Origin of the sequence: Indibacter alkaliphilus LW1 (assembly GCF_000295935.2) — a bacterium.
In the GTDB taxonomy this organism is placed as follows: Bacteria; Bacteroidota; Bacteroidia; order Cytophagales; family Cyclobacteriaceae; genus Indibacter; species Indibacter alkaliphilus.
In genome coordinates, this window is sequence record NZ_ALWO02000036.1 from 38,874 (window position 1) to 59,536 (window position 20,663).

General features: G+C 39.6%; 22 protein-coding genes. 11 read left to right on the plus strand and 11 right to left on the minus strand.

Features of this window, described 5'->3' with window-relative positions; all coding sequences use genetic code 11:
- The first annotated feature begins 27 nt into the window (after nucleotides 1–27).
- From A33Q_RS11470 to A33Q_RS11480, 3 genes are read left to right on the plus strand one after another with little or no spacing between them, the layout of a single operon-like run.
- Nucleotides 28–594, plus strand: coding sequence for a hypothetical protein (locus A33Q_RS11470; RefSeq protein WP_152527406.1), 567 nt, complete (start codon nucleotides 28–30; stop codon nucleotides 592–594).
- Nucleotides 595–622: 28 nt separating this feature from the next.
- Nucleotides 623–1,042 (plus strand): hypothetical protein, encoded by a 420-nt coding sequence (locus tag A33Q_RS11475; RefSeq protein ID WP_009034920.1) that lies wholly within the window; start codon nucleotides 623–625, stop codon nucleotides 1,040–1,042.
- Between the two features lie 8 nt (nucleotides 1,043–1,050).
- Nucleotides 1,051–1,725 carry a hypothetical protein gene (locus tag A33Q_RS11480; protein ID WP_016255147.1) on the plus strand — a complete coding sequence of 225 codons (675 nt, stop codon included), beginning with the start codon at nucleotides 1,051–1,053 and terminating at the stop codon, nucleotides 1,723–1,725.
- A 104-nt stretch (nucleotides 1,726–1,829) separates the two neighbouring features.
- Here the strand turns inward: A33Q_RS11480 and A33Q_RS11485 are convergent, their stop codons facing one another.
- Nucleotides 1,830–2,243 (minus strand): hypothetical protein, encoded by a 414-nt coding sequence (locus tag A33Q_RS11485; protein WP_009034918.1) that lies wholly within the window; start codon nucleotides 2,241–2,243, stop codon nucleotides 1,830–1,832.
- Between the two features lie 261 nt (nucleotides 2,244–2,504).
- Here A33Q_RS11485 and A33Q_RS11490 point away from each other — a divergent pair, with 261 nt between their 5' ends.
- From A33Q_RS11490 to A33Q_RS11505, 3 genes are all read left to right on the plus strand, one after another.
- Nucleotides 2,505–2,684, plus strand: a complete 180-nt coding sequence (locus tag A33Q_RS11490) for a hypothetical protein (RefSeq protein ID WP_016255148.1) — start codon at nucleotides 2,505–2,507, stop codon at nucleotides 2,682–2,684.
- Nucleotides 2,685–3,090: 406 nt separating this feature from the next.
- On the plus strand, nucleotides 3,091–3,846 hold the full coding sequence (locus A33Q_RS11500; RefSeq protein WP_009034915.1) for a sensor histidine kinase: 756 nt from the start codon (nucleotides 3,091–3,093) through the stop codon (nucleotides 3,844–3,846).
- Nucleotides 3,847–3,897: 51 nt separating this feature from the next.
- Complete coding sequence (locus A33Q_RS11505; protein WP_009034914.1) at nucleotides 3,898–4,524, plus strand: response regulator transcription factor; 627 nt, start codon at nucleotides 3,898–3,900, stop codon at nucleotides 4,522–4,524.
- A gap of 74 nt (nucleotides 4,525–4,598) precedes the next feature.
- On the opposite strand, the gene A33Q_RS11510 is transcribed toward A33Q_RS11505, so the two are convergent.
- The 3 genes from A33Q_RS11510 to A33Q_RS11520 form a co-directional block, all read right to left on the minus strand.
- Nucleotides 4,599–5,741, minus strand: coding sequence for a cysteine desulfurase family protein (locus A33Q_RS11510; protein ID WP_009034913.1), 1,143 nt, complete (start codon nucleotides 5,739–5,741; stop codon nucleotides 4,599–4,601).
- A 51-nt stretch (nucleotides 5,742–5,792) separates the two neighbouring features.
- The gene (gene glmM / locus A33Q_RS11515) at nucleotides 5,793–7,181 is read right to left on the minus strand and encodes a phosphoglucosamine mutase (RefSeq protein WP_009034912.1); all 1,389 of its coding nucleotides are present in this window, start codon (nucleotides 7,179–7,181) and stop codon (nucleotides 5,793–5,795) included.
- 61 nt (nucleotides 7,182–7,242) lie between these two features.
- Nucleotides 7,243–7,473: a hypothetical protein gene (locus A33Q_RS11520; RefSeq protein WP_009034911.1), complete on the minus strand. Its 231-nt coding sequence runs from the start codon at nucleotides 7,471–7,473 to the stop codon at nucleotides 7,243–7,245.
- A 71-nt stretch (nucleotides 7,474–7,544) separates the two neighbouring features.
- On the opposite strand from A33Q_RS11520, the gene mazG reads away from it, so the two are divergent.
- Entirely contained in the window at nucleotides 7,545–8,363 is an 819-nt protein-coding gene (mazG, locus tag A33Q_RS11525; RefSeq protein ID WP_009034910.1) for a nucleoside triphosphate pyrophosphohydrolase, read from the plus strand.
- 79 nt (nucleotides 8,364–8,442) lie between these two features.
- Here mazG and A33Q_RS11530 read toward each other — a convergent pair whose 3' ends face one another.
- On the minus strand, nucleotides 8,443–8,940 hold the full coding sequence (locus A33Q_RS11530) for a cupin domain-containing protein (protein ID WP_009034909.1): 498 nt from the start codon (nucleotides 8,938–8,940) through the stop codon (nucleotides 8,443–8,445).
- Between the two features lie 135 nt (nucleotides 8,941–9,075).
- Between A33Q_RS11530 and recJ the strand changes: the two genes are divergently transcribed.
- From recJ to A33Q_RS11545, 3 genes are read left to right on the plus strand one after another with little or no spacing between them, the layout of a single operon-like run.
- Nucleotides 9,076–10,794, plus strand: coding sequence for a single-stranded-DNA-specific exonuclease RecJ (gene recJ, locus A33Q_RS11535; RefSeq protein ID WP_009034908.1), 1,719 nt, complete (start codon nucleotides 9,076–9,078; stop codon nucleotides 10,792–10,794).
- Nucleotides 10,795–10,796: 2 nt separating this feature from the next.
- Nucleotides 10,797–11,534 carry an LPS export ABC transporter ATP-binding protein gene (gene lptB / locus A33Q_RS11540; RefSeq protein WP_009034907.1) on the plus strand — a complete coding sequence of 246 codons (738 nt, stop codon included), beginning with the start codon at nucleotides 10,797–10,799 and terminating at the stop codon, nucleotides 11,532–11,534.
- Nucleotides 11,534–13,051: a GH3 auxin-responsive promoter family protein gene (locus A33Q_RS11545; RefSeq protein WP_009034906.1), complete on the plus strand. Its 1,518-nt coding sequence runs from the start codon at nucleotides 11,534–11,536 to the stop codon at nucleotides 13,049–13,051. Before lptB ends, A33Q_RS11545 begins: the two co-directional genes overlap by 1 nt.
- Here A33Q_RS11545 and mtgA read toward each other — a convergent pair whose 3' ends face one another.
- Both mtgA and A33Q_RS11555 read right to left on the minus strand, forming a co-directional pair.
- Nucleotides 13,052–13,747, minus strand: a complete 696-nt coding sequence (gene mtgA / locus A33Q_RS11550; protein WP_009034905.1) for a monofunctional biosynthetic peptidoglycan transglycosylase — start codon at nucleotides 13,745–13,747, stop codon at nucleotides 13,052–13,054.
- 3 nt (nucleotides 13,748–13,750) lie between these two features.
- On the minus strand, nucleotides 13,751–14,572 hold the full coding sequence (locus A33Q_RS11555; RefSeq protein WP_009034904.1) for a class I SAM-dependent methyltransferase: 822 nt from the start codon (nucleotides 14,570–14,572) through the stop codon (nucleotides 13,751–13,753).
- Nucleotides 14,573–14,840: 268 nt separating this feature from the next.
- Between A33Q_RS11555 and A33Q_RS11560 the strand changes: the two genes are divergently transcribed.
- Nucleotides 14,841–15,305 (plus strand): MaoC family dehydratase, encoded by a 465-nt coding sequence (locus A33Q_RS11560; RefSeq protein WP_009034903.1) that lies wholly within the window; start codon nucleotides 14,841–14,843, stop codon nucleotides 15,303–15,305.
- Between the two features lie 89 nt (nucleotides 15,306–15,394).
- Here A33Q_RS11560 and A33Q_RS11565 read toward each other — a convergent pair whose 3' ends face one another.
- From A33Q_RS11565 to A33Q_RS11580, 4 genes are all read right to left on the minus strand, one after another.
- The gene (locus A33Q_RS11565) at nucleotides 15,395–16,534 is read right to left on the minus strand and encodes a BamA/TamA family outer membrane protein (RefSeq protein WP_040490411.1); all 1,140 of its coding nucleotides are present in this window, start codon (nucleotides 16,532–16,534) and stop codon (nucleotides 15,395–15,397) included.
- 35 nt (nucleotides 16,535–16,569) lie between these two features.
- A complete protein-coding gene (locus A33Q_RS11570; protein WP_009034901.1) occupies nucleotides 16,570–18,975 on the minus strand; it encodes a TonB-dependent receptor in 2,406 nt (801 codons plus the stop codon).
- A gap of 90 nt (nucleotides 18,976–19,065) precedes the next feature.
- Nucleotides 19,066–19,770 (minus strand): fatty acid desaturase, encoded by a 705-nt coding sequence (locus A33Q_RS11575; RefSeq protein ID WP_009034900.1) that lies wholly within the window; start codon nucleotides 19,768–19,770, stop codon nucleotides 19,066–19,068.
- A gap of 27 nt (nucleotides 19,771–19,797) precedes the next feature.
- Nucleotides 19,798–20,643, minus strand: coding sequence for a 4-hydroxy-3-methylbut-2-enyl diphosphate reductase (locus tag A33Q_RS11580; RefSeq protein ID WP_016255153.1), 846 nt, complete (start codon nucleotides 20,641–20,643; stop codon nucleotides 19,798–19,800).
- Nucleotides 20,644–20,663 lie beyond the last annotated feature (20 nt).

A 20,663-nucleotide genomic window follows, 5' to 3' on the forward strand; every position in this document is an offset into this window, starting at 1 on the left:
AACCTTATCTCCATTACTCTTTTTGTGGTGTTGGTTCTCGAGTTGGCCGGGGCATATACTGCTTCCCAAAAAATCAACAATACGCTCTTGTACAATATAGGATGGATATATTTGGAGTCTTTTCTGCTCATTGCCTATTTTTATTCCCTCGAACAGTCCTTGGTATGGAGAAAAAGGACGGTACAGCTGACTGGCCTATTGTTCATCTGGGCAGTTCTTAACAGTCTTTTGTTTGAGCCCATTTCAGGTGCCTTACAGTATTATTCTTTATTTCCTTTTGGTGTTTTACTTATTGTATTATCCTGCCGACTAATCCGGCAGATTCTGACACTGAGGATCGATCCTGAAAAAAAACTCATCTACATTCCGCACTTTTGGATAGGTTTCGTGGTACTTTTTTTTTATTTAGAAGCCCTGTTACTATTTGGAGCATACCAACTTTATCCGGAATTTGTAGTCAAAAATGTCAATATCATGTTTAATTTGAACAAGCTAATGGCAAGTTTGATGTATTTGGTATTTGGGTTTGCATTTATTCTACCCAATCTCCGGTCACCAATGACTAAAAGAGGTTCCATTCCCCTGTATTTCTAAAAACATCCACATATAACACTTAAAAATCATGAACAGAAAAGAATTGGAAGCATTCAGAAAAGCCTATCAAAAGGCAGCCAAAAAAAGTATCAAGGCCAACAACGGCAAAGGAAAGCCCATAGAGGAGCAATCTGACTGGGTTTGGTTTGACAGGGATTCCATCCAAAAACTCTTAGATATGACTGATCCCAAAACCGGCGGAATCAAAATCTACTTCGGACAGTATGACAAGGAAAATGTAGAAATGCTTCCCCATGACAGAAAAAACAGAGAAGAATATGTAGGCAGGGTATCTGTGGCATTGGTGGCCTGTGACAAGACCGAAAAAGAATACAAAGATATTTACAGTGAATTATCGTCTGAAACTGAACCAGAAAGTTTAAAAAGTGATGGTGGGATTAGCCCAATGAATGCCGGAGAATTATGCCCTCCTTCCTGTAATCCATAATAAAGAATATGAGTTCAATAACGTGGTATAACGGGCTGATCATTCTGGGAATGTTGCTGAGTATTCCATACCTTTTTATGCCATCAAAGGAGTATAGGATTCAGCACATTATCGTGTTGATAAAACTAATAGTAATAAGTGCTACAGAAGTTAAGTTAAAACATTTGGGCAGCTTGGGAATCAATAATTCTTTTATTGCCAACATAGGCTACCTGTCAATTGGTATTTCTTTGATTTTCCTTTATTTCTATTTCCTGATGGGTCGTAATAAATACATTCTTTTTCTTTGGATAATTTACCTCATTTTTATCCTTTTAAATTCTCTTTTTTCCCAACCTATTGCCACTTCCTTTCAGAATTACACTTGGGCTTTGAGTAGTATAATGATTATTGGGATGAGTTTATATTTTTTTTACAGTATTTTTTCAAAAAATCTTTTTGAAGATAAAAACCTGATCTCAATCCCCTCTTTTTGGATCGTATCGTTTTTGATGTTTTTTTATGCCTGCACTTTCCTATATTTTCTTTCATTCAATTTTTCATATAAGGTCATGGACTTACAACTTTTTGATCAACTGAGATTTTTAATGAAAATTCTTGGGTCAAGCATGTACCTGGTCATGGGTTTGGCCTTTTATGCCCCTTTGATTTTCAAAAATTCTCCCACCTTAAAGTCAAAATAAATTCAATAAACTGATTATCAACAGGAAAATTGACCTCCAATGACAATTTAGTAATTTTAACAATTTAACAAAAAAGCTACTTAATAGTAGCTTTTAGTTTGAAATTAAAGTTTTGCGGCTTCTAAGATATCTTCCTCTGCATTTTTAGCTATTTCGTATTCCCAAGTTGGGGGAGGCATGCAAAATGGAGGACAAATTGTACCACCATTTATAAAGCTTTCAACATGGGGAACTTCATCTACCTTACAAGGAGCTAAAGCTACAGTTAGCTTTCCTATTAATTTTTCTTTGACATTTTCTAGTCCAGTAGGAATCGTATCTTCATCATATTGAGCGAAGAAAATTCTTACACCACCTTCTTTTTCATCAGTTAATTTTAATAAATTTTCCACCTGACTTCTACTAAACCATATTGATAAAGTTTGCTGCTTTATTGGATTTCCTTGTACATCAACTGCGGCCAAACCTCTACCAATACTTTTAAGATAATTCATTCTCATTTTTTTGATCTTGTTCATATTAAATAGGTTTTAGTGAAATTAAATGTAAAAATATTTGTTTATCTCAGCAAGAATATTTGAGAAATTTTGAAATTTAAAAAAAATTCGTTATTAATAGGCTAAACGAACTACTTAATTATTTTAAAATATATAGGAAATTATAGTATCTAAACTATTCAAAACTCCCAAAACAATTCACTCTTCCATAATCTTTTGTTTGTTCATGCGGAGACCTTGCTTTTACTCTATTTTTTTACCCTCATCTTCAAGCAAAAAAAAGTGACACTCAGAATTTTTATTTCGGGATTGTTATTGGTGGTCTGGGCATTGATCAATTCACTTTTCTATCAGCCTATCACAGAGGTTTTCCAAACTTATTCTCTGATCCCATCTGCTATCGTCTTGATCCTATGCTGCATACATTTCTTTTATTTGATCATCAAGGATAATCAATACTAAAACGAAAATATAGTAGCAATACCCTCATTTTGGATAGTGACCGCAATCATGTTTTTTTATTCATGCTCTTTGCTGTTTTTTGCCTCAATACCCTTGGTCAATATGGATAACCTTGATTTGATATACGGAATTTATAATCTTATCAGGGCATTAAGTGTTTTGATGTATTTGGTGATGGGCCTGGCTTTTTATGCTCCGTTGGTTTTTAAAAGCGAAAATATTTCAGATACATCAATTTCATGACCCAGAGGTATTGAACTTACATTTATTGCTTTTTATACCCCAATTTTCATCCTTTGATCAAATTCTTTTGCAGGGAAAATAAAATTTGAGGATAAAACCATAATTTAAAGGGTTGATTGTCCTTTCTATTTAATCCCCTGTGGTTCCCTTATAGCATTTACCAATGGAAAATAACGGTTCAGATCTGTTTGTAATCATTCTTTTGGGCTTTTTTCTAATGCTCTTGATGGTTTCTTTTATTGTCATCATGGTCATCTATCACAGGCAACGCCAACTGGAGAACCGGCAAAAAGTAGCCTCAATGAAGGCTGAATTTGAAAATACAATCCTGAATGTAGAAAAGGAAATTCAGGAAGATACCCTTTCGCATGTGGGAAGAGAGCTCCACGACAATATCGGACAAATGCTTTCTCTTGCCAAAATAAATTTTGCCAGATCCAAACCTGAATCAATATCTGAAGGAAGAAATATCATCAATCAGGTGATCAAAGAAATCAGAGGCCTTTCCAAATCCTTGAATTTGGACTGGGTAGAATCTATCAACATGGAAGATTTTATCAAAAGGGAATTGGAAAAACTTGAAGCAGCAGAATTCTGTCAGACAGATTTTTCAATAGAAGGCGAACCACTCAGCCTGAAAAAGGACGAAAAACTGATCTTGATCAGAATTATACAAGAAGCTTTAAATAATGCCATCAAACACGCCAATCCAAACACAATCTCAATAACCATTAAAAATGAAAATGATAGCAAACTCATTTTAATACAGGATGATGGAATTGGTTTTGACACAGCTAACAAAAGCGAAGGCTCAGGTATGGCCAATTTTAAGAAAAGAATGAAAATGCTGGGCGGGGACTTTCAAATAGACTCTGAACAGGACAAGGGCACACTCATCAAACTTTACTTGCCAAAATAAGTAGTTTATACTATCTTTTCCGTTGTATTAATCACTCCCCACAAAAAATTTATGATAAGGATAGCACTGGCAGATGATCATAAGATGTTTGCTATGGGAATCAAAGGGCTTTTAGAAGAGGAAGACGACTTTGAAGTCAGGGCCATTTTCCACAATGGGAAAGATCTCGTGGAATATATCCAAAAGAATCATGTGGATATCATTCTCACGGACATGAATATGCCCAAGTTGGACGGAATGGGTGTTATTTCTATTATCAAAAAGAAACAGCCAAGGTCTAAAATCATCGTCCTATCCATGTATGACGACCCCCTAATTTATGAAAAAGCCATCAAGGCTGGAGCTGATGCCTACGTCCTGAAGGGTTCAGACCCTGATGAATTAATTTATACCGTGCGGGAGGTTTTTGAAGGATCCTATATCCTGGATTACAAAAGAGTGGAGTTTCAGAATGAGCCTGATGGATACCCAGATCATTTCAAAGAGAAATTTAAACTCTCAAGAAGGGAGACAGAAATACTTAGGCTCATCAAGGATGGAAAAATGAATAAGGAAATCGCTGAACTCTTAAGCCTTAGCCAACATACAGTGGAGTCTCACAGAAAAAAAATCCATAGCAAGCTAGGGGTGAGTACCGCGGTGGAATTGGTGAAAAAAGCTTTGGAGATGAAAATTTAAAAAAAGAGTCCTGAGCAACGTATTTGCAATATCCCGAACTCTTCAAATTAAAAAAGCCGACATCAAGCCGGCTTTTATGCTGGCACGCCATAAAGCTCTTTCAGCTTTTCCACAGTATAATTCACTTCTTCAATAGTATTGAAACGGCTGAAAGAGAAACGCACAGATTCCCGTTGAGGATCGGCTTTCAAGCTTCTCAGCACATGAGAACCTACTGATGCACCACTACTGCAGGCCGAACCTCCAGAAGCTGAAATCCCATTGAGGTCAAGATTGAAGAGTAACATACCGGAGTTTTCCTCAGAATATGGCAGACTCACATTCAAAACTGTGTAAAGGCTATGCTGCATTTCTGCAGATCTCCCATTGAAGCTGACTTCAGGAATTTGTTGTTTTAAACTTTCTATAAAGTGTTTTTTCAGGTTTTCAATATGTGCCCTATGGCCAGACATGTCTTCATAGGCCAATTCAAGCGCCTTGGCAATCCCTACTATCCCGATTACATTTTCGGTTCCACCCCTCATATTTCTTTCCTGAGCTCCCCCATAGATAAATGGGTGGATTTTTTTGTCTTTTCGGATATACAAAAAACCCGAACCTTTTGGCCCGTGAAATTTATGCCCTCCAGCAACAAGTGAATCAACAGGAAGGGTTTTCAGATCATGTTCGTAATGCCCCATAGTCTGTACAGTATCAGAGTGAAAAAAGCCGCCATAGTTTTTCACGAGTTTACCGATCGCACTCAGGTCATTGATATTACCGATTTCGTTATTGGCATGCATGATGGAAACCATGGAGTTTGGATTGGATCTCAACAATTCCTCCAAATGATCCAGGTCAATATCCCCTTTTTCGTTTACCTTGACCAAACTCAATTTTACTTTTCCTTTTTGGGCACAATGCTCTAAGGTATGCAGTACAGCATGGTGTTCAATAGCTGAAGTAATGGCGTGTTGAATCCCATAAGTCTCAATTCCACAAACCAAGGCTGTGTTATCTGCTTCTGTTCCCCCAGAAGTGAAAAAAATTTCAGAAGGACTGGCATTCAAAAGTTCAGCAACTTTTTTCCTTGCTCTTTCAATGGCTGTACGTACTTCTCTTCCATGACTGTGTACGGAAGAAGGATTGCCATAATGATCCTTCATAAAAGGAATCATAGCCTCTACTACCCTACCATCCATGGCAGTAGTTGCTGCATTGTCAAAGTAAACTCTCATGCTTCAAGTATTTGGGTTGATGTTATGCTCTGCAAAGAAGCCTATAGAAGTTTAGCTTCCCGTAATGACTTCTTTGATGTCCATAATGATTTTATTTGCCAAGTGTTCAGCTGTTGCCTGTGATTCAGACTCAGAATAAATTCTTATGATGGGTTCGGTATTTGATTTTCTTAAGTGAACCCACTCTTTTTCAAATTCTATCTTTACACCATCTATGAGATTGATAGGATGCTTACTGTATTTCTCCTTAATAGCCTCAAGCACGTTGTCTACATTGATGTTAGGAGTCAATTCTATCTTATTTTTGGAAATGTAATAGTTGGGATAGCTTGCTCTAAGACGGGAAATGGTTTTCCCAAACTTTGCTAAATGTGTCAAAAACAGACCAATCCCCACCAAAGCATCTCTGCCATAATGGGATTCAGGGTAAATCACTCCGCCGTTGCCTTCTCCCCCGATAATCGCATTGGTTTCTTTCATCTTGTTGACGACATTGACTTCGCCTACAGCTGCTGCCTCATATTGTCCTCCCCTTTTTTGGGTGACATCTCTTAATGCACGTGTAGAACTCAAATTTGAGACTGTATTTCCGGGAGTATTGGCAAGTACATAATCTGCTACCGCCACTAGTGTATATTCTTCACCGAAAGGACTTCCGTCCTCATTCATAAAGCAAAGCCTGTCTACATCCGGGTCGACTACGATGCCCAAATCAAACTTCCCCTTTGCCAATTTTTCAGAAATGTCTCTCAGATTTTCCGGCAATGGCTCAGGATTATGTGGAAAATGCCCATCTGGTGTACAATACATTTCCTCAATCTCTTCTACGCCCAATGCCCTCAGAAGCTTCGGAAGCGCGATACCACCGGTTGAATTGACACAATCAATCACCACCTTGAAATTCCTCGCTTTGATCGCCTCTACATCCACAAGATCCAAGCCAAGAACATGCTGCACATGCCTTTCTATGTAATCATCAATTTGGGTATATGCACCAAGCTTTTTTACTTCTGCAAAAGTAAAGTCTTCTTTTTCTGCACTATCCAGAATTGCTTTTCCTTCAGCATCGGAAATAAACTCTCCTTTGTTGTTGAGCAGTTTAAGCGCATTCCATTGAATAGGATTATGGCTAGCTGTCAAGATGATACCTCCTCCCGCATTTTCCAAAGGAACTGCCAACTCAACAGTAGGGGTGGTACTCAAACCCAAGTCTATGACATGAATGCCTAAGCCTTGAAGTGTTGCAGCCACTAATTTGGACACCATTTCTCCCGAAATCCTGGCATCTCTTCCAATAACAACTTTGGGATTTTGGGTATGCTTGATCACCCAGCTTCCATAAGCAGAGGTGAATTTGACAACATCCAAAGGGGTGAGGCCCTCTCCAGGTTTTCCACCGATAGTTCCCCGTATACCAGAGATTGATTTGATTAAAGCCACTCTAAAATAGATTAATAGTTAAATAGAAAAATCCTGGAAAACCCAGGAGTTGAAAAGGCGATTATTTGAATTTGGCAAGAACCTTATCCACTTCATTGTCAGGGTTGCCACAACTGCTGTCTGCATCTACGGTTTTGCCACAATAGCTACATGTACCGCCATCCTTATTCAAATAAGGGTTCTGTGAGGCACAGGTGCCTTTAAATTCTCCGTTTTTCAATAAAATTAGTCTTACTGACATCAAAATAAAGAAGAGTGCCAAAAAGCCTAAAGTCAAATACAAGGTTGCCATATCAATTAAATTTGTCCAAATTTACGTAATACTTTCAAAACGTCCTCAATTAAATTATAGTTTCCCCGCTTATGTCCCAATTGTCACAAAGAAAAGAGCAATTAGCTGCGTTTGATAAATTATTGACCATCATGGATGAACTTAGGGAGCAATGCCCTTGGGACAAAAAGCAAACGATTGAGAGCCTTAGACACCTAACCATTGAAGAAACTTTTGAACTTTCAGATGCCATTTTGGAAAATGATCTGGAAGAAATCAAAAAAGAACTGGGAGATATACTTTTGCATATAGTTTTTTACGCAAAAATCGGTTCTGAAAAAAAAGCCTTTGACATCACGACTGTCATAGAAAGTCTTTGTGAAAAACTAATCCGTCGCCATCCTCATATTTATGGTGATACAATAGCTCAGGATGAACAAACTGTTAAAGAAAACTGGGAGAAAATCAAACTGAAAGAAAAAGGCAATCTATCAGTTCTCGGCGGGGTTCCAAAGTCCTTACCGGCATTGATCAAAGCGATGCGAATTCAGGAAAAAGCCCGTGGCGTAGGATTCGACTGGGAAGAAAAACATCAGGTCTGGGAAAAAGTAGAAGAGGAAATGGATGAATTCAAGTCCGAATTCAATGCTGCTGATGAAAAAGAAATAGACAAAGAAAAAGCTACAGGTGAATTTGGAGACCTACTTTTTTCCCTGATCAATTATGCAAGATTTATTGACATCAATCCAGAAGAAGCACTGGAAAAAACCAATTTAAAATTTATCAAACGCTTCCAATATCTGGAAAAATCTGCCAAAGAAGCCGGTAAAAAAATAGAAGACATGAGCTTGGCAGAAATGGATGTTTTTTGGGAGGAAGCCAAACGGCTCCCCGGTAATCCTATTAAATGATCAGACCCGAAAATATGGGTTAAGCTATTTTCTTGATTTAGGAGTAGGCCTGGACCAAAAAGGAAATCAATTATCGGACTTACCTTCCAAAATCATCTTGAAGACGCACAATATCTTCCTCATCAGAAGGGTGTGAAGCATCTGTGTGTTGCCATATTTCGGCCACCATTCCCCAGTCTTCCAAACCTATGAGTCGGTGCCTTTCGCCTTGTTGAAGCTTGATTTTGTCACCCTCCTTTAATATATGCTGCGCCTTTTCCACATCAGTCAATGATGTTGCGACAGCCACTTTACCGGAAATACATCTCCAGATTTCTGCTCTGCGATGGTGATACTGCCAGGAAAGCCTTTTGCCCGGCGCAACCAAAAGTATCTTTGGGCTGAGTTTTTTTGAAATTTTCAAAGCTTCAAAATCCTCTTCCGGGAAAAACTGGGCTGCAAATGCTTCGGCCTGACTTTCTTCAATGACCAAAAAACCACCCCAAGGTCTATTTCTATCTTCTTTGGTGATAGTGAAGTTCAACCTATGCATCAAGCGCTCGGCTTTGTCAAAAATTTGTGTGATCGCTTTGTCCATATTCAAAAGTAGAAAAAAATTCTTTTCTGAATATGAAACTTTTTAAATTCAACCAATTCAATCCTTCTTACAATTCTACGAAATAAATGATTTCAATCTCCTGAATATAGAGGAGGACTTTAGTAATTTAGCCCTATGGAATACAAATGGATGATACGGGAAAAGGCCGATAGCGAAGCGGTAAAAACCCTTAGTAAGGAAATCAACGTCAATTCCATCTTGGCCAATATGCTGGTGAACAGGGACGTAGATACTTTTCAAAAGGCAAAGGATTTTTTCAGGCCTGATTTGGACAAACTGCATGATCCAATGCTCATGCAGGATATGGATAAGGCGGTAGAAAGGCTTGAAAGAAGCATTGAGAACAATGAAAAGATTCTAGTCTATGGGGATTATGATGTAGATGGCACCACCTCAGTAGCCATGATGTATGGCTATTTGAGCCAAATTTACGACAAAGTGGATTTTTACATCCCGGATAGATACAAGGAGGGTTATGGAATTTCAGAAAAGGGGGTGAGATTTGCTGCAGAAAACGGATATTCCCTGATCGTATCATTGGATTGTGGCATCAAGGCCATAGAAAAAGTCAAGCTGGGAAAAGAGTTGGGTGTGGATTTTATTATCTGTGATCACCACACTCCAGGAGAGGAACTGCCACCTGCTGTTGCCATTTTAGACCCCAAGAGAAAGGATTGCAAATACCCATATAAAGAGTTGAGCGGTTGTGGAGTTGGTTTCAAGCTGGTACAGGCTATGGCAGCAAAAAGGGGAGAGGATTCAAGTAAGGTCATGGGATATCTTGATCTTTTGGCCATTAGCATTGCCGCTGACATTGTACCGATCACAGGGGAAAATAGAATCTTCGCCTTTTATGGAATAGAAAGGATCAATAACAATCCCAGGCCTGGAATCAAAGCCTTGATGCTGAGGAGCAGAATAGAAAAAGAGCTGGAGATTTCAGATATCGTTTTCAAAATCGGCCCAAGAATCAATGCTTCAGGCAGGTTGGAGCATGCCAAGGCATCAGTAGAATTATTGATCTCCAAAGACCTGGAAGATGCTCTGGCCAGAGCAGAAATAGTAGACACGGTCAATGCAGCAAGAAAAAATTTCGATGAAAATATTACCAAAGAAGCCCTCTCAATGATAGAGAGCATGGAGATCGAAAAGAAAACTACTGTACTTTTTAAAGAAGATTGGCACAAGGGAGTGATTGGTATAGTTGCATCCAGATGTATAGAAAAGTATTACCGTCCAACAATTATCCTTACCGAATCCAACAACAAAGCTACGGGCTCAGCAAGATCTGTATTTGATTTTGATATTTATGAAGCCATTTCCGAATGCAGTGATTTGCTGGAGCAGTTTGGAGGCCATAAGTATGCTGCTGGCCTCACCATGTCTGTGGACAAAGTTCCTGCATTTCAGAAAAAATTTGAGGAAGTAGTCAGCTCAAGAATTTCAGACATACACATGAAGCCCGTTCTTGAAATAGATGATGAGATCCTATTGGATCAGGTGAATTATAAATTTTACAATATCCTGAAGCAAATGGCCCCATTTGGTCCCGGAAATCCGGAACCGATTTTCTGCCTGAAGCAGGTCTTTGCAGAGAATGTAAGGATATTAAAAGACAAGCACCTAAGATTCAACGTAGTGCAGGACGGCATTGATACCAAACCAATCTGTATTGCTTTTGGAATGGCTGACAAAACCATCTTCCCTGATGAGATTATTTATAAAATGCTTTTACGAAAAATGCGATTCGATTTGGCTTTTGAGATAAGGGAGAATACATTTAGGAACAACAGTACCTTGCAACTTTACGTGAAGGATATAAAATTTGATTGAGCATGAAGCTAAGGGCCGATAATTTGGTGAAAATCTATAAAGGCAGAAAAGTCGTCAATGACATCTCTGTAGAAGTGGAACAAGGTGAAATTGTTGGTCTACTTGGTCCCAATGGGGCCGGAAAAACCACCTCCTTTTACATGATTGTTGGACTGATTCAGCCCAACCATGGTGAAATATTTTTAGAAAATCAAAATATCACCAAGCTTCCCATGTACAAAAGAGCCAAATTGGGAATCGGTTATCTTGCCCAGGAAGCTTCTGTTTTCAGGAAACTTTCAGTAGAAGAAAATATCATGGCTGTCCTGGAAATGACCAACAAAAACAAGGTAGAACGGAAAGAGAAAGTTGAAAGCCTTTTGGAAGAGTTCAGCCTTACCCATGTTCGCAAAAACTTGGGAATGGTACTTTCCGGGGGAGAGAGAAGAAGGACAGAAATCGCACGGGCACTGGCTGTAGACCCCAAATTTGTGCTTTTAGATGAACCTTTTGCAGGAGTGGATCCGATCGCAGTAGAAGAGATTCAGACCATCGTAGCCAAACTCAAAAACAAAAATATAGGAATACTCATCACCGACCACAATGTCAATGAAACCCTTTCCATTACCGACAGGGCATATTTGATGTTTGAAGGCAAACTTTTGAAGGCCGGTACTGCCGAGGAATTGGCAGCAGATGAACAAGTCAGGAGAGTGTATCTTGGCCAACATTTTGAACTGAAAAGAAAAATATTCAACTAATGGAAGTTGTCAATTCTTTTATCTCCTGGATTTTGAAAAGCCGCATTGGTCAGATCGAAAATTTTAAAAAGCAGCCTTTCAGAGCTCAGAAAAACGTCTTTGATGAACTGCTTGAGTTTGGAAAAACCACAGAGTTTGGGAAAAAACACCATTTTGATAGGATCAATTCTTATGAGGAGTTTGCTCAGGCGGTTCCCATTCACGATTACGAACAAATGAAGCCCTACATTGAGAAAACAATGAAAGGGCATCAAAATGTGATTTGGCCGACACCCATTGAATGGTTTTCAAAATCCTCGGGCACTACCTCAAGTAGAAGCAAATTTATCCCTGTTTCGCAAGAATCCTTAGAAGACTGTCACTTCAAAGCCGGGAAAGATATGCTTTCCATCTACATGAATAATTATCCCGACAGCAAGCTTTTTGCGGGAAAAAACCTCACAATAGGTGGAAGCCTGACCAAAAATCTCAGCGCCTCTAATAAAAGCAGCCAAGTGGGGGATATTTCTGCTGTCATCATGCATAATTTACCGCTTTGGGCGCAATTTGCGCGAACACCAAGTCTGGAAGTCGCACTGATGAGCGAATGGGAATCCAAAATTGAAAGAATGGCCCAAGAGGTAATGGACGAAAATGTGGTCAGCATGTCCGGTGTCCCAACCTGGACCATCGTACTCTTACAGAGAATACTTGAAATCAAAGGCGCCAATAACATCTTAGAGGTTTGGCCAAACCTTGAGGTCTTTTTTCATGGTGCGGTAGCTTTTGGGCCATACAAAAACCTCTTCAGGGAACTGATTCCTTCTGATAAAATGAGGTACATGGAAACTTACAATGCCTCTGAGGGATTTTTCGGTATACAAGATCAGAAAGAATCAGATGAGCTCCTTTTGATGTTGGATTACGGTATTTTCTACGAATTCATTCCTATGGAAGAATGGGAGAATGAAAAACCCAAAGTAATCCCACTTTGGGAAGTAGAAACAAACAAAAACTACGCAATCATCATTACTACCAATGGTGGTCTCTGGAGATACAAAATCGGAGATACTGTCAAGTTCACCAATACTGATCCATACCGTTTTAGAATTTCAGGCAGGACCAAGCATTTCATCAATGCATTTGGGGAGGAGGTCATAGTAGAAAACGCAGAAAGGGCAATTCAAGCCGCTGCAGATGCCACTTTGGCGACAATCACCAATTTTACTGCCGCTCCGGTTTATTTTGGAGGGTCTAAAAGCAAGGGCGCTCATGAGTGGGTAGTGGAATTTCAGACTTTTCCCAGTGACGAAAGTATATTTTGTGAGATTCTTGACAAAACCCTCAGGGAAATCAATTCGGATTATGACGCAAAGCGCTATAAGGACCTCGCACTTTCAGCTCCAAAAGTCCATCTTGTCAATTCCGGGGTTTTTCAGAAATGGTTGAAATCCAAAGGGAAATTGGGCGGACAAAATAAGGTACCCAGGCTTTCCAATACCCGGGAGTATCTTGATGAAGTATTAAAATTTATCTGATCAAACACCCATTTCCACCTGCTCCAGGTTGTTCATCTGTCTCAAAATCCAAACCTGCCTTCCTAATATGTAAGGAGTAGGTCTGGCAGGAGACCAGCGTCTGGGATTTGGCAATACTGCAGCAATCAAGGCTGCTTCATTCCTGTTCAGTTTTTCTGCCGGTTTTTTGAAGTTATGCTGTGCAGCAGCTTCTATTCCATAAATCCCCTCACCCATTTCTATGACATTGAGGTAAACGGTCATAATCCTCTCTTTCCCCCAGATCATCTCAATCAAAAAGGTGAAATATGCTTCCAGCCCCTTTCTGACAAGGTTTCTTCCCGGCCACAAAAACACATTTTTAGCGGTTTGCTGGGAAATGGTACTTGCTCCCCTTACCTTTTTTCCTTGCTTATTGGATTCCCACACCTTTTTCATCTCATCCCAATCAAATCCATTATGATCCAAAAACTTCTGATCCTCGGAAGCAATCACAGCCTGTGGGGCGTTTTTTGAGATTTTGCCCAAGGGAACCCAATCTTTGTAAAGCTTCAATGATTTTTCCTTATCAACAGCTTGCTCATAAAGCCTGATCACCATCAAAGGTGTGATGGGGACAGGTACAAACTTATATAAGACCGTAAGTCCTATGGTGATGAGAAAGAACCAAAGAACCAATTTGAGCGTAAAACGAAAAATTCTCCTGAGTATTTTCATGGTTTAAGCATAGGCGGTAGCCTGAATAAATCTGTAATAAAAAACTGATTCCGGCATGGATTTTAATCTATCCATAGCCATCTGCATTTCCAAAACCTGCTGGGCAGATACAATACCTTCCTCTATCAATATTGGTGCTCCAGAGCTCATTAGGTTTTTCCAATAAGAAAATACTTTTTGCTTCTCTTCAGGCTGTCTGCTGTCCAGATGAAAACCTCCACTCCTAAGTTGAATATTTTGGTAACCAGCTTCCTCCAAAAGATCCCCTAACCTTGCGCCGACCTGTGGATCTCCACCTATTGAAACCTGATAATCATTATACAGTTTCCAATAGTCCATGACCTCTGGCATAAGCGGATAGGTGTAAAAAGTAGCATTGAAAACCTCCGTTATAGAAATCATCGCACCGGTTTTCAGATTACCTTTGACACTTTTCAGCACCTTGACAGGCTCTGGGATATGCTCCAAAACCCAACAGATAAATGCTGCATCATATTTTTTTGGTAAAGAAAGCTTTTTAGCATCTTGATGAATAAAGTTAACCTTTTCTTTGCCATACCCCAGGGCTTTCATATTGTCCAATGCTTTGCGGATTTGCTTGGACTCATACTCTACACCGGTGATTTTCAGCTGAGGCCACCTTCTGAGAAGAATCTCTGTCTGAGCTCCCACACCACTGCCTACCTCAAGGAGTTCCTCCACTTTTGAAAAATCTATGTAATCGTAAATCGGCCTTTCTATCACAGATGCCTGCTCGCGCAATCTTTCCTGCTCGACCTCCTGATAGCCATGAATATATTTGTATGCTTTTGTTTTACTATCCATAATTAAAATCCAATCCTGAAAATTACCGGGATTTCACCAATATTTATCCCTACTTTCTCAATTTAATGGAGATGGTTAAAAACCTGATAGGTCTCACCCTCTCTATAAGTTTTTTTGGCTTTGCAGCTGATTAAACCTGTCAGGGGTTCTATGCAATCCAATGAGCTTAAAGTTTGGTTATTGTTTCTACAAATTTCCATAAAGTTATTCCTGTCAACTTGAATTTGTATTTTTTTAAATACCTTTATTTTCCAAAAATTTATAACACATGAGCCAGATTACCATAGGAAGCTTTGAAGACTTCGAAAAATTCATAGGCCAAGACCTTGGATTATCTGAATACCATAAGATCACACAGGAGCAGATTCAAAAATTTGCAGATGCAACCTTAGATCAACAGTGGATCCATACTGACCCCGAAAGGGCAAAGACAGAAGGGGCATTTGGAAATACCATTGCACATGGTTACCTGACATTGTCTCTCGTTCCCTACCTATGGGAGCAGATTGTCCAGGTAGAAAATCTCAAAATGATGGTCAATTACGGGATCGAGAATCTGCGATTTGCCCAAGCTGTATTGGTTGAAAATGAAGTCAGGCTGAATGCCAACCTGAAAAATGTCGTCAACCTCAGAGGTACTATCAAGGCTGAGGTGAATGTAAAACTTGAAATCAAAGACCAAAGAAAACCAGCTTTCTCTGGAGTATTGGTTTTCCTTTATCACTTTCAGTAAGCTTTAAAAGCGTAATTTCTTGTAACCACCTCTACTTGGAATCTATTGTGTAGAAGGTGGTTTTTTCATTTGTGAACCTGAACGAATGCTTATATCACCTCATTTAACCCAAAATAAAAAGCCCTTTGATCTCCAAAGGCAATGTCCAGCCTGATATTCAGCCCGTCTTGATTGAGCTTGTAGCGGAACCCAAACCCTCCCCCATAACGAAATCTGCTCCAGTCAAACTGTTCAGGACTTTGAGCAACCTGACCGGCATGCCCGAAAAACACCATTCCAAAATTCCTATAAACAGGCAATCTATACTCCAACTGATGCACCATGGCATGACGGTCTCTATATCTACCTTCAAAATAACCTCTCATCCTATCACTTCCCCCGATGAGGGAAATATGCTGAAAAGGAGCTTCCCCAGTGGTAAAACTCCACCAAGACTGTACTGCGAGAACCTGGTTATGAGTCACATTTAGATACTTTCTCAGGTCTAGCATGTATTGGCTAAATGTGAAATTACTGCCTAAAAAAGATGCAAAACCCATCCATGAAAGGCTATTGTTCCAGCCTTGGCTTGGTTGAAATATATTATCGCGGGTATCATATTTTGAAACAATGCCCAAACCGGAGAGCCTTTGCCCATCAAAGCCCAGAGGCTGCGTAGACTCCAAAACACCCCCCACCTCTCTATCTCTAATATCATCGATTCTGAATTCATAGCGAGGCCCCAAATAGACTCCTTTCGCTATTTTCCTTTCGTAGTTCAGGTGGAAATAGGCAAATCTGGTCGTATAAAACTCACCTTCAGCTAAAAGAGGGTCGTTTCCAATTCCAAAATATCGAAAAGGGAAATTTGAAAGCTCAAACCGGGCATTCAGATAATCCCTATTTTCATTGGCCCAGAGGTCTAACTCTGTGGTGAAAATCGTCTGATTATTCAGTGTATACAAAAACGTAATGGGTAGAGTAGAGGGTCTGAGTACTTTACTGCTGTCATTTTGAAATCTAAAAACACGAATAGCTCTTGCCCCAAGGCCAAGGCTTGTTTCAGGTGAATAGACCACCGCAGGGATAATCGCCCACTTTTCTCCGGAAATAAAGTCAATGACTGCATCTCCAAAATCAAAGAGGCTCTCAGCTACACCTGCTTTTCTATCGGCCTCCTCTACTCCCTGCGCCAATAATATTCCGGAGGCATACCAAAAAAGCCCCAAGAAAAGCATCATTTTCTTCATCGGGACAAAAATAAGGAAATCAACCGTATTTGGATTTAAAACTCCACAATGATGCCAATAGTTGGTAAAATAGTTCCAGCAGGGTTTTCTACCAGCCTCATTTTATAGCGGCTTGGATCTAACGGGTCTACTATCAAATTACCGGCATCAGACCGCTCAGGCACTAATAGGGGTGGCTGTTCTGCCCTGAAATTATAGGCATTTTGAATATCCAAATACCAATTCAGATTCCACTTATCAAAGAAGTACCTTTTGTCTATCCGGAAGTCCAATTGATGAAATGCATTAAGTCGCTCCGCATTGATCCTATTGAAATCCGGGATGGCCATGCCACGTAAATCCCAGACTTCTCTTAAAGATGAGGCCTCCACATCTACAGGAGTGTAAGGCAAACCTCCCAAATATCTCCAACGTGCTCCCACTTCCCAATTTCTGGCAAAGCGCTTTCCTGCTGTAAGACTAACAATGATCCTGTTATCCCATGCAGAAGGCACAAAGCCTACAGTATTGGGATTTGTGAATTCCGATCTGACCAAAGTAACTGAGGCTATTCCAAAAAAATCATTGAATAAGCGCTGCTGGGCCAAAAATTCCAAGCCAAAGGCTCTTCCTTCTGAATCTGAATTGACGGCTTCATTCCCTATGACTCCAAAATCAGCCCCCAAATTTGCCAAAGCAATCCCGTTCCTGAGTGAAGAAGGATAGTTGGCATATAGTTTATAAAACCCCTCCAAACTGAACCTTCTGCTTTTTTCAGGAATCACTTTTTCAATTCCTGTGACAAAATGAGTGGATCGGATAAACTTGATATCATTTTGTTGATTGACCAATTCACCTTCATTATTCCTAAAGCCCAAGGCAGTATAAGGCGGTTTTTGATAATATACACCTACATTTCCTGTCCAAAATAATTGTGGGACAATCTGATAGGAGAGTGAAAACCTGGGTGAAATCTGGTTCAAAGGGTTTCTGGCAGTTTCCCCAAAATCTGAACCGTCGACCCGCACCCCACCTGTTAATAAAAGCCTGTCATTTTTGGAAGTCTGACTGGCAGAAATAAATGCTCCATAGCTATTGAAAAGACTTCTGTCATTAACCTCTATTATCCCGCCTTCTCCTGCTAAAGTGAACCTGTCAAAATTGTTGATTAAATATCTGGCGAATTCGTAATTCATGCCATATTTAAGAGTAGTCCTTCCTCTGAAAATGCTGTTCTCAATACGGACCTTATTTTCACTTTCCTGAGAGGTATAATCAAAAAGTAAGTTGTCGGGATTTGTATCATCATTTTGGAAATATTTGAAAGAGCGGTTATTCAGCATATTTCTGCTGAGAATAAAAGTCCAGAATCCATTCTCTCTGAATCTCTTCAATTTTAACCCCGTCGTGTAATTCCACTGCGTGGATATTGGCAGGTTTTCAAGCAGGTATAGCCTGTTTTCTCTTTCATCCTCTGTTTCATTACCGGGTGTATCAAAATTTAGAGAAAACAAATCAATCGCACCAACTCCCAAAAATGTCAACTCAGTTTTGTCATTGATTTTGGTTTTGGTTTTGACTGTAAAGTCATTGAAGGTAGGTAGGAAAGGCAAACCCAATGCTCTGAACAAAAGCTGCAAATATGATTGTCTGGCCGACACGAGGTAAGTGGTTTTTTCTCCAATAGGTCCTTCATTGGAAAGGGTAAATTCACTTGCTCCAAGCGTAACCTGGGTAAACATTTTGTCTTTCCGGCCATCTTTTAGGTCAAATTCAAAAAAGGAACTCAGGGAATTCATCCTGTCTGCGGGAAATCCCCCAGTGATCACATCCACATTTTTTATCAGGTTTACATTCAAGATGCCTACCGGACCTCCAGAGGAACCTTGTGTAGCAAAATGGTTGATAACTGGAACTTCAATCTCCTCAATAAAAAATTTGTTTTCATTGGGAGCACCTCCTCTGATTATGATGTCATTTCTGAAACTCGCAGTGCTGGCAACACCCGGTAGGGACTGAATCACCCTGCTGATATCTCTGTTGCCACCTGGATAGCGCTCAATTTCATTGGTGTTGAGACTACGGACAGAAATGGGCTTGTCTTCTGACCTGGAAAAACCGGCCTCTACCGTGACCTCACCCAGGTCTGAGGCCTCCTCACGCAGTTCAAAATCAAGCCGTACGGCTCTCGCTCTTGTAATCTGGATTTCAAATTCAGTTTTGGTTCTGAAACCTATAAAACTGGCCCTTACATTGTAAAGACCCGGAGTAATTCCTATGATCTCGTAATCACCATTTTCATCTGTTACTGTTCCATAGTCCGTATTGAGCAAAACCACATTTGCAAAGGGAACTCCTTCATTATTGACTGGATTAAAAACCCTGCCCCTTATAGCTCCTTCTTGAGCAAATAGAAATGTTACCTGGGATAAAATCAGAAAAAAGAGTAAAGAATGTTTCATAGTTGGGTATCAACAATATTTGTAAAAGCTTGAAAACTGACAATTGTTTATAAAAAGGCTAAATTCATTGAAAAAAATATCTATTCAGGATTATGAATTTTCTTTTACACGCCAAAGCCTCCACCAAGGAGTCCCCGGAGAATCATGATGTTCAAAGTGATAACCAAAAAAATAACAGGAAAGAAAAGCCCATATATGATTTTTTGACTGACTTTGAGAGTGGTGTTTATTGTTCGATTCTCCCCGGTGAGGTAGATAGGTTCCAAAATAAAAAAGCTGCAAGGTGGAAAGAATCGCAGGTAGCATCCAAAAGACAATCAGATTCTCTGTGGGAAGATACAGCTTGAGGATGTTAAAGGTCACTGCCATCAAAAGCATTTGCCAAATAGTCACATACTGTCTGATAAAGCTCAAATACCAAATAAAGAAATTTCCCGAATGGTGATAATCGGGATCCTTATCTGTCGCAACAAAACGGTGGTGCTCGTGGTGTTTGGGGTATAATTTCCAATAAAAGTTATAAGAAAAGAGAATAGCTGAAATCCAGCCTATGGTATGGTTTATTTTTCTATTGGAAGACACTATACCATGCATTGCATCATGTGCAGTGATAAATAAACCTGTGTAGAGATGCATTTGAACCAACACTGCCAAATAGGTAAGTGGATTATACCAGCTGAAGTCCCATTGCAATAAAAAAAATAAAGAAATTGCCCAGAGGATTATTACCGTTGAGGCTATAAGAATCCCTTTAGGATCTATTTTTCTTTCAATATATGTAGAAGTTGTCTGCACAGTACAAAGGTAGGAAGAATCTGCTACCTAAAAGGCCTCAATCCTTTCTTTCACTTGCTCCATCAGCCACATAGGTGTAGAGGTAGCTCCGCATATTCCAACACTTTCACCATTTTTAAACCAATTTTTATCTACTTGTTCAGGGTTAGATATAAAATAAGTATTGGAATTTTTTTCTTTGCACACATTATAGAGAACTTTTCCGTTGGAAGATTTTGTACCACTGACAAAAACTATATGGTCAAATTTTTCTGCAAAATCTCTCAATTCCTTATCCCTGTTGGACACCTGTCTACAAATTGTGTCATTGGTATTGACTGTAATTCCGTTTTCTTTCAGGATTTGATTGATCTCATAAAATTTGTCTGTGCTTTTAGTAGTCTGACTGTATAAAGTGATATTCCTTGGCAGGTTCGGCAAGTCCAACTCATTGATATCCTGAAAAACAACTGCTTTATTGTTGGTTTGTCCCAACAGGCCTATCACCTCTGCATGCCCATGCTTACCATAGATGTAGATAGACTCCTCTTTGTCAAAGGAGTTTTTGATTCTATACTGCAATTTGAGCACTACCGGGCAACTTGCATCGATCAGGGTAAGGTTGTTATTGATCGCCAATTCGTAAGTAGAAGGCGGTTCACCATGAGCTCTGATAAGCACCTTTTCATTGTATAAGTCTTTCAGATCATCATGACAGATGATTTTGAGGCCCTTATTTGTCAGTCGATTTACCTCTTCGTCATTGTGCACAATATCTCCCAAACAGTAGAGATATCCTTGTTCTTCCAGTATTTCTTCTGCCATTTCTATGGCATAAACCACCCCGAAGCAAAAGCCTGAATGCTGATCTATATGTACACGGAGATTCATCATAGGTTATAAACTTTTGACCT

Excerpts from the sequence above, each read along its gene's own strand:
- A33Q_RS11475 (WP_009034920.1), top strand. The coding sequence starts at position 623 with ATGAACAGAAAAGAATTGGAAGCATTCAGAAAAGCCTATCAAAAGGCA.
- A33Q_RS11480 (WP_016255147.1), top strand. The coding sequence starts at position 1,051 with ATGAGTTCAATAACGTGGTATAACGGGCTGATCATTCTGGGAATGTTG.
- A33Q_RS11485 (WP_009034918.1), bottom strand. The coding sequence starts at position 2,243 with ATGAACAAGATCAAAAAAATGAGAATGAATTATCTTAAAAGTATTGGT.
- A33Q_RS11500 (WP_009034915.1), top strand. The coding sequence starts at position 3,091 with ATGGAAAATAACGGTTCAGATCTGTTTGTAATCATTCTTTTGGGCTTT.
- A33Q_RS11505 (WP_009034914.1), top strand. The coding sequence starts at position 3,898 with ATGATAAGGATAGCACTGGCAGATGATCATAAGATGTTTGCTATGGGA.
- A33Q_RS11510 (WP_009034913.1), bottom strand. The coding sequence starts at position 5,741 with ATGAGAGTTTACTTTGACAATGCAGCAACTACTGCCATGGATGGTAGG.
- A33Q_RS11520 (WP_009034911.1), bottom strand. The coding sequence starts at position 7,473 with ATGGCAACCTTGTATTTGACTTTAGGCTTTTTGGCACTCTTCTTTATT.
- mazG (WP_009034910.1), top strand. The coding sequence starts at position 7,545 with ATGTCCCAATTGTCACAAAGAAAAGAGCAATTAGCTGCGTTTGATAAA.
- A33Q_RS11530 (WP_009034909.1), bottom strand. The coding sequence starts at position 8,940 with ATGGACAAAGCGATCACACAAATTTTTGACAAAGCCGAGCGCTTGATG.
- recJ (WP_009034908.1), top strand. The coding sequence starts at position 9,076 with ATGGAATACAAATGGATGATACGGGAAAAGGCCGATAGCGAAGCGGTA.
- lptB (WP_009034907.1), top strand. The coding sequence starts at position 10,797 with ATGAAGCTAAGGGCCGATAATTTGGTGAAAATCTATAAAGGCAGAAAA.
- A33Q_RS11545 (WP_009034906.1), top strand. The coding sequence starts at position 11,534 with ATGGAAGTTGTCAATTCTTTTATCTCCTGGATTTTGAAAAGCCGCATT.
- mtgA (WP_009034905.1), bottom strand. The coding sequence starts at position 13,747 with ATGAAAATACTCAGGAGAATTTTTCGTTTTACGCTCAAATTGGTTCTT.
- A33Q_RS11555 (WP_009034904.1), bottom strand. The coding sequence starts at position 14,572 with ATGGATAGTAAAACAAAAGCATACAAATATATTCATGGCTATCAGGAG.
- A33Q_RS11560 (WP_009034903.1), top strand. The coding sequence starts at position 14,841 with ATGAGCCAGATTACCATAGGAAGCTTTGAAGACTTCGAAAAATTCATA.
- A33Q_RS11565 (WP_040490411.1), bottom strand. The coding sequence starts at position 16,534 with ATGAAGAAAATGATGCTTTTCTTGGGGCTTTTTTGGTATGCCTCCGGA.
- A33Q_RS11570 (WP_009034901.1), bottom strand. The coding sequence starts at position 18,975 with ATGAAACATTCTTTACTCTTTTTTCTGATTTTATCCCAGGTAACATTT.
- A33Q_RS11580 (WP_016255153.1), bottom strand. The coding sequence starts at position 20,643 with ATGATGAATCTCCGTGTACATATAGATCAGCATTCAGGCTTTTGCTTC.